The following is a 13,732-nucleotide window of genomic DNA, read 5'->3' as shown; positions in this document are numbered from 1 at the left end:
TATTTTTTAAACTTCCATTATTCAAAGTAATAGTATTGGTTCCACCACTTGCTTTGACATCTCCACCAATATTTAAAGAGCTCAAAGTAATATTATTAACCCCTCCATTTGTAGCAATTATGGCACCACTAATATTTCCACTTCCACTACCATTGATAGTGTTTATAGAATTACTACCATTTGCATAGATAGAAGCAGAATCTGTAGTAGTAGCAGTAGAAGTAAAGCCAGAGCTGTTGATAGTGATATTATTGTTTCCACCATTGCTAGCAGAGATGTAGCCAAATGTGCTAATATTGCTCCCAAGGGTAATGGTGTTGGTAGANNGTTCCACCATTTGCTTTGACATCTCCACCAATATTTAAGGAATTAAGTGTGATAGTATTTGTGGCACTATTAGATGCAACCACACTTCCACTAATACTTCCGCCATTACTAGTTTCCCCTGTAATAGTGTTGCTTGAATTATTTCCACTTGCATAGATAGAAACATTATCTTGTGTGGTTGTACTAGAATTAAATCCTGCATTTCCATTTAAAGTAATGGTATTGCTCCCACCCTCACTTGCTGATAGATAGCCTAGGATTTTTGCATTACCATCTAGAGTAATGGTGTTGGTAGAGCTAGAATCTTTGGCGATGATATTGTTTAAATCACCACTTGCTTTGATTTGTAAAGTATTTTTTCCACCATTACTAGCAGTAATATCCTTTTTATTTCCACTAAAAGTAAGCGTATTAACTAGAAGAGTATTATTGCCTTTGTTTGCATTAATTTCTCCACCCATCTTTAAAGATTCTAAAGTAATATTATTGCTTCCACCCTCCTTTGCGATAATACTACCGCTAATAATGCCATTACCGCTACTATTGATGTTATTACTTGCATTGCTCCCACTTGCAAATATTGAAGCAGATTCTGTGGTGGTAGAAGTAATATTGATTATAGAATCAGCACTTAGTGTAATCGTGTTGCTTCCACCATTGTTGGCGGATATGGCACCAGAGATCCCAGAGTTATTTTGAAGAGAAATTATATTGCTACTTGAATTGCCATCAGAATTTATCGTTCCTGATATAGAAAAGTTTTTTAGATTTTGGAGGTTATTCCTACCTCCATTTTGAGCCATAATGCCTCCAGAAATGGTGCTTTTATTGGAAGCTGTGGTCCTTTCATCAAGTATTGTATTGCTCCCACTATTTGCACGAATTGCAGAAGTAATATTTAAATAGCTATTATCTTGGAGTTTGATAGTATTGGAGCCACCAGCAACACTAATTGAACCATTTGCCATAGAACTATTTTTAATAAAAGTTACTGTTGTATTATTCCCATTGCCACTAGTATTAATAAAACCATTTAAAACTTCATTTGGGTTGGGTTTATCCTCAGTCCCCTGACCTATTATTACTTGTTTATCAGATTCGTTGGTGTTGGTAATAGAATCTGCACTATAGATTAAATGAGGATAGAGAATAATAGAGAGAGAATACGCTATAAGTGATTTTTTAAAACCGATATGACTTTGCACCTATATTCTCCTTATCTTTTGCTTTTGTTATTAATTTTATAAATATCCGTGTTGGTGCTTGGATTCTTGGTAAGACTTTGTTTGATCTTAGTTGCAATATCTTGTTGTTTTTTAGCTTCATCTAATTTCTTATAAGGTCCTACATAATAAGTTACTTTTCCATCCTGTTTATGGATTCTGTAATTCATTTTATTTAAATAATTATTTAGCCCCGCATTGGGTTCTGGCAAGTCTAAGAGTTTGATATAAAAACCACTTTCTGGATTACATCCATTACACTTAATTTGTGAGGCTTCAATATTTAAAGTTTCAAATTCATCTTCTACAATTTTTTGATCTACTTCAGAATTAGATGAAACCTCACGCTTTGTTGTTCCAAAGCTATATCTTAGCCCTAAGTTTGCTGCATAATTTTGATTTAATGTCTTACCTAAAAATCCTATTTCACCCTCTAAATAAAGTCTTAAGCTCTTAGTTAAGTAAGAGTTGATTCCTAGTGATACTAATGCCATTTGGTTAAAACCAAGGTTTTTAGAATCTGTGGCAATCTTTTCTACTTCAAGATCTATTTTTGCCATATTATAATCTGCAACATAAGAAGCTCCTAGTCTAAAATCAGTTTGATTTTTTGCTGTTTTTAGCCTATATCCAAAAATTCCACCTACTCTTCCTCTAAATAGATAAGAGTTACTCATTTTTGAGTATAGTTTTGCTTCAGTTCTATTTGAGTATTGCTGAAGGGCTGTAAGGTCAGTCATATAAGCACCTATAAATTGACCTTGAGCTTCAAAGAAAAATCTTTGTTTAGAATCAAAATAGGCCCGATAACCAATTTCCTCAGAAAGTGAAAAGGCGTGCGAAAGTAGTTGATTGGTAATATCTTGGGCTTGTGGCTTACTATCAATATAGTCATATCTAAACACAGTATCTGCATAGATTCCAGAATCTTTTACAAAAGAATAATAAAGAGAACCACTTAAGACAGAAGAATTCATCTTCCAAGCATCAGAGACAAGGCTATGGGCTCCATATCCAAAGGAAAAACCTATAAAATGCATACCGCCATTTGTTGGAAGAGCAAAGTCATAACCTGTTTGTGCACTAATATAGTTATTGCTTATGGCAATACCCTGATTTTGAGACATTTGCCCAAAAAATGTTCTGGCCCACAACCCGTGATTATAAGTTTCATCTCTTACTTCACCTAAACGCTTATTAATATCACTGATACCCGATAAGAAGACTAGATAATTTGCAGACAAAAGACTATAGGTATTTTGTGCTTCTTGAGGTTTGATTGCTGCACTATAAGCCTTAATGTAGTAATTATCCACTTGTTCGCTATTTTTTCCAAGAGGAGTTTTATCTTCTGTCTTTTTAATAAATTCTGTAGTAACAAGAAGATATCCTTGTTCTACAGTTGTTGGCTTGGATATATCAAAGCTAAAATTATCTTTTGCATTTGTTTCAATGGTTGCAACAAGAGTATTATTTACACTTAATTCTTCATTATCTTGATAAATATATTTTTCTGCATTTTGCAAACTCTCAACTGTGTAGTAAGCTTGTAATAGGGCCTTTGAAGTAGTATCTCCATTATTGATACCATTAACTTTAACAACATCACTTTGTTTATGGATAGTATCTGCATAAACTCTAAAAATCACATCATTTAAGTTTCCAGCCGAGGCAATTGAGAGGGATGTGTGGCTTGTCTTATCCACACCATACTTTGTAGCATATCCACCTGTTGCAAGATCAACAAGTGTATTTCCCTGTTTTAGGGTATCTTGATGCATTTGATCAGAATTTAGAGTGATGGTTGTTTGTCTTGTATTTGCAGATGATGAAGTAGTAAGCTTGTTAATACTTACTGCATCACCATCTGTGGGTATTACAATCCATTTTGTATTTTTGTTAAGCTCTAGATTTATTTTTCCATTACCATTGGAATATAAAGAAGCTATAAGGCTTGCATTATTTTCAAGTGTAAGATTGATTTCATTATCATTTTTTGTACCAAGCTTTAGAAAATTTACATCACCTACATAATTCCCAGCAAAAGAATAGTTGCTTTTATCTTTCATATAAACGCGTGTATGATTTGAGAAGAACAATGTAAGATCTCTGAAATCTTTAAAAATATCATTTGCCTTACTTGCATTAAGTGTGAGCATAACCCCATCACTGTAGGCAGCTACATTAATATTTCCTCCTGTATTATCATCAGTGCTTTTAGTTTGAGAAAAAACAGCAGTAGTGCTACCACCACTATAGGAAATATTAGCCTGTGCTGAATTTACTTGTTGTGCGATAATGGTATTGATTCCTTGATTTGTGGTTGTAATGCTAAGCTTTAAGTCTTCAAGGTTTTTTTGGTTCGCATCTTTTTTTATTGTGAGAAATAGCCTATTTTCTCCTGCATTAGAGGCATTTAGTGTGAAATGATCTTTTTGATCTGTTGTATTGCTAAAGCTAAAATTATTGTAATTTAGAGTGTTAAGAGAATTATTTTCGCTTGAGACAATAGTTTGAGTTTCTGTGATATTACCTTGTTGAAAAGTTAATATATTATTTCCACCAGATCGAGCAATAACATTACCACTCATTGTGGTGTTATCAAAGTTGATGGTATTTTTTCCAGAATCTATGGCACTAATATCCCCAGATATTTTTAATGCATTTCCACTATTATTATCAGTGATCGTATTGTTTGCATCATCACCACTGGCTAATACAGCATTGTTGCTATTTTCATTTTTGATCAAAGAGGCTTTTGCACCACTGCTAAAGGTAATGGAGTTTTTAGAATCTGCTCCTGTTGCAAAAATAGCTCCTGTGAAGCCCACTTCATTTTTGGTTCCATCAGATTGTCTTAAAACTTGATTGCCACCACCAAGCTTTATGGTGTTGTTCCCTTCATTATAGGCATTTAAATCTCCAGTGATAGATAAATTAATTACACTAAGCTCATTCTTACCACCTCTTTGTGAAGTGATATTTCCAAGAATGATGCTTGTAGGAGTAGTTTTAACATCATTGTCTTTTATTTTATTGATGGCTTCAATACCACTTGCAAAAATTGCATTTTTTGAGGTAGAGCTAACTAGGCTAATTTGAGAATCTCTGTTTAATACAAGATTATTGCTAGACCCATCCCCATTTGCTATGATATAGCCATTTGTCATTTTAAATTTTGCTATATCTGTGAGTATATTGCTTCCCGCACTTTGGGCAATGATGTTTCCAGTTATGATGCTTTCTTCATTGCTTGTACTTGAGATGGTATTTTTACTGTCATAACCATCTGCAATAAGCACATCTTTTCTTATAGTGTCTGCATTACCAAGTTTTATACTACCGGTTGCTATTGAATTTTTATCTTTTAGAGCAATAGTGTTTTTACTGCCATCAGTTGCTTTGATGATGTTTGAAATAACCATTGCATTCTGAAGTGTTAAGTTATTTGAACTTTGAGTACTTGCATAAATATTTCCAGTAATAGTAATGCCATTATTTGTTCCAGCAGTAGTGTTGCCACTATAGCTTAGTGTATTATTTCCTGCATTATTTGCAAAAATATCCCCTGTGATATTATGACTTCCTAAAATAAGTTCAATCCTATTACTTCCATTATCTGCTAAAACCGCAATGCCATCTGCTTCGGCATTTAAGAATAAAGAGTTGGAATCATTATTCCTAGCAACATTTTCATTTGTAATTTTTATATTATTTTTTGCATTATTGCCAATAGCTTTAATGTTTTTTGTGTTGATAGTAAGATGTCTCACTTCGGTGAGAGTATTGATTCCACCATTTTTGGCAAAAATATCTCCATTGACATTACCTTTATTCCCACTAATAATATTGCTTGCCCCATCACCATCTGCAAGAATAGCAATGTGATTACTTTCTCCTATTAGACCAAAAGTTGAATTGCCCTCAAAAATTAGAGTATTTTTTGCAGTGAGTTGAGTTGTTACTCCCTCATCATCGGGAGTTCCTGCATTATTATTTTCTAAAATTGCCTGGAGGTAGGATTGAGTAAGTGAGGCATTATCAGTAAAGGTTAGTGTATTGGCTACATCATTACCTCGAGTCATAATTACCCCCTCTTTTAGGGTGGAGCTATTTTTTAGTTTGATGGTATTACCTGCTTTATGAGTGGTAGAGTAAATAGAGCCTGTGATATTAATATGTCCAAATTCATAGTTATTTTTTCCACCACTATCTGCAGTAATATTTCCTACTATAGTGTGTGTATTTGAAGAATTATCAGTGATTAGATTTTGAGAGGGAGCCCCTTGTGTAAAGATTGCATCGTTTCCAGATCCAACCTTTTCTCCATTTGCATTAACAATTTGAACACCCTTAAATGCAATAGTGGAATCTGTATCAATGCTTAGGCTATTGATTGCACCTGCAACTGGATTTTCGCCTTCATTGCCATTAGCATCATCCATATTTTGGGTAGATATAGCTACCATATAACCATCTGTAATTGTAGAATTAGTAAGCACCAATGTATTTTTGGAATTATTTATCAGAGCTTGAAGATAGCCTGTCATTGCAGTATGTTGTAAGGTTACAGTATTGCTAGCATTGCTTACAATCAAGTTTCCTATGAATTGATTACCATTTTCATTGTTCCCAAAATTGATAGTATTTGAACCGCTATTTTTTGCAAGAATATCACCCTGCATAATGATTCTTTTAAGGGTGATATCATTTACTCCAGAGTTATTGGCTTGGATATTTCCTGCAATATTATTTTCCTTAGCATTCCTACTTGTTGTATCAGTAATTGTATTTTTGGCTCCATTACCACTAGCAAGTATTACATCATCTTGGGATCGCAAGACTAAATAAGAAGTTCCCTCAAGATTAAGTGCATTGACAGAAGAAAAACTAACTTGATTGTTTTCTTCATTTGATGTTGTTTTTGATAAGGCCTTGATAAATTGCCCTTGCAAGATAGAAGCATCTTTTAAAGTAAGAGTATTTGAAGAATTATTAATAGTTGCATTAGATTGAATATTTGTGCCAAGAATATCTGTCCCTAGATTTGTTTTTGTGATAGTGATAGCATTGTTTCCATCTTCTGCTGTGATATTGCCAGTAAAGGTGGAAGCATTAGTAGTATTTCCAAAAGTAAGGGTATTAGAACCCAAAGACTTGGCAATTACATCACCGCTTAAAGTTAATTGATAAAGTTTAAAATCATTTCTTCCAGAATCCTCAGCTTGGATTCCTCCAGTAATAGTATGGCTTGCAGTATTATTATCTCCTTGAATAATATTTGCCGATCCATTCCCTGTAGCATAGGCTACAAAACCTGTTTTGGGATCAGAAGTTAAAGATATTTTAGAGGCTGTATCCATTAAATCAATAGTATTTATAGAGTTTTGTCCTTGGGCGATCATATACATATTGCTTAATGAAGAATTATTATAGAGGTTTAGGGTATTAAATCCTCCATTTGTACTTTTTGAATCTGCAAAAATAGACTTTGCTTCCTCTCCCCCAATTGCAATGCCTCTGAAGTAAAAGGTATTTCTACTTGCACCAAAATTTGTGATTGCAGAAATATTGCCATAAAAACTTCCATTACTATTGGTATTATTGGTTGCTGAACCAAATCGCAAGATATTTTGTCCTGTATTATTGGCAGTTACATCTCCTATCATTACCACTTGATTTAAAGAAATATCATTTTGCCCATCATAATTTCCCACAATATTTCCAGTAATCGTGTGCGAACCCTTGCCATTATCTTCAATACTATTGCGCGCGTGCACCCCTATTGCAGCAATTGCATTTTCATCTTCGGGATTAGCGGTAAGATGGACTACAGCGCTACCATAGAGAGAGATTTCATTTCTAGTTTGAAGAATGGTGCCAAGATCTCCTTTTTGCGCTTCTTGGTTTGCTAGAATATAGGTGTTTTTGATTAAAGAATTATCCCTGATAATTAGCCTATTTTTTGTTTCATTTGCATTATCCATATTTGATTTTGCAATGATACCACCCGAACTATCTTCATTAATCTTTAGAGTGTTAAAGTTGAGATTATTTACCCCCATGTTTCCAGCAAAGATATTTCCTGCAATAGTATTTGCTGTAATCACATCCCCATCTACATAATCAGTGATTTCATTTTTTGCTTTATAGCCTATTGCAGCAATTGCATTATTCTCATTTAGAGGATTTCCAGTAAGAGCAATATAAGACTTACTGTTAATGGTAATGGAATTAACTGTTTCTTGTATTGTTAGTTGCTGTGTTAGACTTTCTTGAGTGGCAGTTAAAGAAGTATTGATGATTGAACTTGAGTTATTAAGAGAGATTGTGTTACTAGTTTTTATACTAGTAGTTTTTCCCATAGCTTGGATAACTCCTTGATCAGAATTAAGCTCCAATTGTTTTAAAACAAGATTATTACTCCCTCCATCCTGTGCAAGGATATTTCCTTTGATATTGCTTGCTTTATTTTCCATACCAAAGATGATTTTATTGATTCCATTGCTATCTGCAAGGATATTTCCCTCCATTGTAATATTCTTTATAGTAATATCATTGCCACCTTTTTGACTTGTATCTTGAGTATTATCCTTGGCATATATATTCCCACTAATAACACTCTGTGTTTCTCCTGTTGAATTATCGGTAATAAGGTTATAGGCTTGGATTGTTTCAGAGAAAATTGCATCATTTTCTGTTCCAATGGGATTTCCATCACTATCTGCAATAGTTCCTCCATTGAGATTTAGGGCTGATTTTGAATTTGTGCCTAAAATAATCTCATTTCTTGCTACCCTCTCTATATTTGTACCATTTGCCATAATATAGCCCTCTAGGGAAGCACTTTTATCTAAGGTAATTGTGTTTTTAGATTCTGTATTACCAATACCATTGCTACTATCTGCTATCACATTTCCTTGGATACTGCTTTTAGTATCTGCACCCAAAGTAATAGTATTTATTCCGTTATAAGAGATAATATTTCCTATGATTGTTAATTTTTGCACTTGGATGAGATTGCTTCCCTTGTTTTGTGCATAAATATGCCCAGTAATAGTGCCACTTGTATTATTGTTAGTGGTATTTATTTCTGTAAAGCTATTAATTGCACCTTCTTCTACTGCTTGAAAAGCATTAGGGTTGTTATTGGAAGTAATATTAATATTTGCATCATTATTTAGGGTAAGAGTGTTTGTTCCCTTGGTTCTTGCTACAAAGCTTCCAGATACAGTTACTTCGCTATTTTCCTTAAACTTAACAACATTTTTTCCGCTATCTTGAGCAAGAAAGTTTCCAGTAATATTTGCAGTTTTAAGTTCAAGGGTATTGGTGGCAGCATTATAAGCATTAATCTCACCTTTGATTGTTAGATTATCCAGTTTGATAGTATTTAGTGCTCTTTTATTTTCATCTATAGTGTTTTCGCCACCATCTGCAACAATATCTCCTTCAATAATGTTTTTTCCAGTGTTATTATTTCCAGTAATAGTATTGCTTGCATTTATTCCTGTAGCATAGAGTGCATAACCTTCTGTCTTTAAATGGATAAGAGAGGAATGATTGAGTGTGATATTGTTAGTGGCGGTCTGATCATTAGAATTTGTCGTGGCATCTGCTGTGATTGAACCATTAATGAAGCTAGAATCTTTATTGAGACTTAAGGTATTTTGCGATCCATTACCACTTGCATTGAGAGAGCCTTCTAAAATTCCTGTTTTAGTATCATTCTCCCCGATAGTAATAGTATTCATTCCTCCGCTTTCTGCTGTAATGTTTGTAATTAACTTATAGTTAGATTCTGTTGTTTTAATTTCAACAGTATTTTGTCCGGCATTTTTTGCAATAATTCCTTTTGTAATTTTTGTGTTGGCTAAGGTAATAGTGTTATTCCCTTTATCAGCTGTAATTGAACCTGTAAGGAGTGATTGGGTGGTGGTGCTTATGGTTCCATCTTCTCTAGTTTTTTCTTTAATGGTATTAGTGCCATTTGCATTTGCAAGGATATTTCCAACTAAAGAAGTATGATTATCAAAGCTAATATCATTGGCTCCTTGTGCATTTGCGGTAATATCTGAACTGACTACACCATTTTCTTGTCCGCCAATAATGATGGTATTTGTAGCCCCATTTCCTCCTGCTGTGATTCCTGCACTAAGAGCAATGTTTTTTAAAGTGGCTGTGTTTTTACCATTATCTTGTGCAATAATTCCACCTGTAATAGTGGATTGTGTATCAAAAGGATTGTTATCAGTAATGGTATTTTTTCCCTGATTTTTTGCTGTAATACTTCCTGTCATATTTACAGACTGGATACTAATAGTATTTGTTCCATTATTTGTTGCAGTGATGTTGGATTTGATAATTCCTGTATAAGTTTGATTACCTAGAGTGATGGTATTTGTAGCTTTTTCTCCCTCTGCAAAAATGCCTCCATTTACTTCCCCATTATTAAATTCAATAACATTGCTACCATTTTTTTGAGCTTTAATTGAGCCGATGACTGTGGCTTTTGTTCCACCATTTCCCAAAACTAATCTGTTATTGCCATTGTTTTGTGCGGAGATGTTACCACTTACAGAACTATCTAGTAGAGTAATCTCATTGTATCCTCCACCAGCTACTTCTTTTACATCATTAGAATCTCCTGCAAAAATATTTCCAGTGAGTGTTACATTGGTGAAATGAAGAGTGTTTTGACCTTTATTTTTTGCTTTGATATCACCTATAATTGTGCTTTTTTCTGTAGCATTAAAACTCCCTAGTGTAATGGTGTTGATACCACTTTCATCTGTCGTGATATCTCCAGTCATTGTAAGTGATTGAAGTGTGATTGTATTTTTGCCACTTTTTGTTGCTGTGATATTGCCTGTAATCTTGTGTGCGCCTATACTATTCCCACCAATAGTATTGGAGCCATTGGAACTAAAGATGGCTGCACCGCTAGTATTAGATCCTTTATTTAAATTGAGCGTGGAGTTATCATTAAGAGTAATGGTATTTATGCCATTATTGGTTTTATTGGCAGTTCCTGTAGTCTCTAAATTTGAAATAGCACCTTTGATGCTTGCATCTCCATTAAGATTAATGCTATTTTTAGAATCCTCTCCTGTAGTTGATATATTTGTTAAAAATCCTTTTTCTAAGGCAAGAGTATTACTTCCAGTATTTACTGCCTTAATATCTCCTAAGACTTCAAGATTATAAATATCAATATTGTTAATCCCCTTATCTTTTGCAACAATAGCTCCAGAGATAGTATTTTTTTCTTTAGTAGTTCCTTTAATGGTATTTATAGAAGGTATGTCATCTTTTGTTTCTTTGGCTTCTGATATCCCATTTGCAAGAATACTTGCACCTTCTGTGGCTTCCTTGGCTAGATTTAGAGTTGCGCCTTCACTTAGAGTGAGAGTATTTACTCCACCTTTGAGTGTGGCAATATAACCTGTAAGATTAGTTCCTTGATCAAAGCTTAGTGTATTAGTGCTACCTTTGCCCTCTGCTATCACTGCTCCAGAAATGGCAGTGTTTCTAAGATTGTTAATTAGGTTAATCCCACCATCTTTTGCAAAAATTGCACCAGCTATAGCTCCTTTAGCAGTTCCGGTAGTAATATCGCTGATAGTATTTTGAGCTCCACTTCCGCTTGCAAGTATAGAGTATGCAGGATCTGTAGTCACTGTATCAGGACCATTATTTCCTGCTTGATTAGCATTTGCAGTGAGGTTTAATACAGAATTTTCTTGAAGAATAATGGTATTGGTAGCTCCTGTTTTGGTATCTGCGTTTTCAGTGGCTCCATTTTGATTTTTAAAAACAGCAGAGATTTGCCCATTTTCCATTTTAGAGTCTCCTCTAAAATTTACAGTTGTATGAACATTATTCCCACTCGTGGTGATAGAGCCACTTAGAGTATCCCCTTGTAAAACATTACCAACAGTTACTTGTTTGTTAGGATCACTATTATTGTCAATTGGTCCTTCCACAGCACTACTTACGCTAGGACAAAGCAAGCTTGTCATCGATAGAGCAATAAAAGATCTTTTAATACGATTAAGAAAAAAGTAAGACATTTTTTTCACACTACCACTTTATACTCTCTTAAAACTTTACGATTTTAACACATTTTTTGAAAGTAATTCAAGCAAGTATCATTCCTGCTTCATATAAAAAAATGGAGGGTCTGTAATCAATACTCTTTAGCGCATCTTTTCTGGCATAAGATAAAAATAATTTTTCTTTAGCTCGAGTTACTGCAACATAAAATAATCTCCTTTCTTCTTCTAAGCTCCCTCCTTTTTGAATGAGTTTAGTATTTGGGAATCTGTCTTCCATTAAATCAATCACATAAACTTCTTGAAATTCTAGGCCTTTTGAAGCGTGAATTGACAAAAGATTTACTCCACTACCCTGCACTGCTTCTGATGATCCTAATATCATTGCATTTAAAAATTTTCCTATATGGTCATAGCGTTTTGCGAGATTGTTTAATAATAAAATCTTTCTGTCAATTTTTTCTAAAGCTTCCTCTTTTCTTCTTAAATCAATGCTTCCGTCTTTATTTTTTGATCTCTCATTTGCCAAAATTTCTTTTATATTTTTATAAAATGTACTATCAGTAATTTTATAAATCATTATTTTTGGATCTCTTTCCCTATTTAGTTGTTTAAAGAGTAAATAAAAGTTTTGCAAGAATAATGCACTCTCTTTATTAAATTTTGGATGGGATAGAATGGGGTGTGATGCAAATTCATCTAACAAATAGGAGTTAAAGCGTTCTGCTTTTTCTAACTGGATAAAGTCATCAAAAAGTCCTAGTTGTGTATTCTTAACTTTAGTATGATAGGGTTTTTTATCATTTGGAGAGAGAATTCCTTTTTTGATATCACCATCTCCAAGAATTAAAAATGCCTCATAAATATCTTTGGCAATGGAGTTTCCTATCATTGTGCCATAGCTTAGAGTGTGGATAAAAGCCATCATATCCCTACTGTTAAAAAGTAAAGAGCAGATATCAAGAATCAAGGCTACTTCTTTTGTATCAAAAAAGCTTAGTCCTCCTTTGCGTTTTGATGGGATTCCAAGTTCTCTAAGACTAGCTTCACAACCATCTGCTGAAGCATTATTTCTAAAAATGATTGCAACTTCTTCAAAGTTTGGATTACCTGTAGCAATTTTTTTGGCAATTTCTTGGTATTGCAAAAATAACTCATCATAAATCAAGAGCCTTGGTGGAGTAAAATCCCCCTTTTTTACAACTTCGATTTTTTTTGGATAGATACGCTCATTTTTTTGAATAACACGATTGGCTAGATCTAGTATATATGCACTGGATCGGTAGTTTTTACTAAGTGTAAAGACTTGTGCATTTTTATATTTTTGAGTAAAGTTTGCAATAATGCTAATATCTGCTCCATTAAAAGCATAGATGCTTTGATCATAGTCTCCTACGCAAAAAAGGCTAGATGGATTAAGTGCATCAAGAATGGAATCTTGAAGAGGATTTGTATCTTGATATTCATCACATAAAACTTCTTTATAGGGGGTTGGGTTTTTTTTCATTTCTTCTCTATAATTTAAAAGCAAGTCATTGTAATCTGCATAATTAAAACTTTTTTTTAGTTCATTGAATTCATCAAAAATATCCTCATAAATTGGAAGGTATTGCATTTGATCACTATTTCTTGCTTCAAGCCATTCTCCAAAACTTTGATTTTTCGAGGCATTTAAATAAAGAGAATAAATTTCATAGAGATATTGAGAAGAGTAAGCAGGCGTATTATTCTGGTTTAAAAAAACCCTCTTTTCTACAATACTTTTAAATAAAATTTTTAATTCTCTTGGTTGTTTTAAAACAATATTGTATTTTTCTTTTAAGTATTTATAAGATACCGCGTGAAAAGTTCCTGCTTGGATACTCTTTGCCTTGCTTTCACCAAATTTTTTTGCCACTCTAGCAATCATTTCCTCAGCAGCTTTATTGGTAAAAGTAAGTAGTAGTATTTCTTCTGGCTCAACCTTGTTTTCAAAAAGGTATGCAATTCTTCCAACGATTGTTGAGGTTTTTCCTGTGCCTGCAGAAGCAATAACTAAATTGTGTCCAAAGGGTGCTGTTGCGGCTTGATTTTGTTCAAAATTTAAATTTGATAGGGGCATTTATTTCCTAAAATTTTTTTGGTTAT

Annotated in this window: 2 protein-coding genes; both read right to left on the bottom strand. The window is 33.7% G+C overall.

Going from position 1 to position 13,732, the window contains the following annotated elements:
- Nucleotides 1–1,543 precede the first annotated feature (1,543 nt).
- The gene (locus tag C6H31_RS04255) at nt 1,544–11,632 is read right to left on the bottom strand and encodes a hypothetical protein (RefSeq protein ID WP_104697583.1); all 10,089 of its coding nucleotides are present in this window, start codon (nt 11,630–11,632) and stop codon (nt 1,544–1,546) included.
- Nucleotides 11,633–11,690: 58 nt separating this feature from the next.
- Nucleotides 11,691–13,706, bottom strand: a complete 2,016-nt coding sequence (locus tag C6H31_RS04250) for an ATP-dependent helicase (RefSeq protein ID WP_104697582.1) — start codon at nt 13,704–13,706, stop codon at nt 11,691–11,693.
- Nucleotides 13,707–13,732 lie beyond the last annotated feature (26 nt).

This window comes from Helicobacter sp. 'house sparrow 1', from assembly GCF_900199585.1.
Taxonomy (GTDB): Bacteria; Campylobacterota; Campylobacteria; order Campylobacterales; family Helicobacteraceae; genus Helicobacter_H.
This window is presented reverse-complemented; position numbering and strand designations above follow the sequence as displayed.

Bases quoted from the DNA above. Each gene is read 5' to 3' on its own strand.
- C6H31_RS04250 (WP_104697582.1), bottom strand. From the start codon at position 13,706: ATGCCCCTATCAAATTTAAATTTTGAACAAAATCAAGCCGCAACAGCA.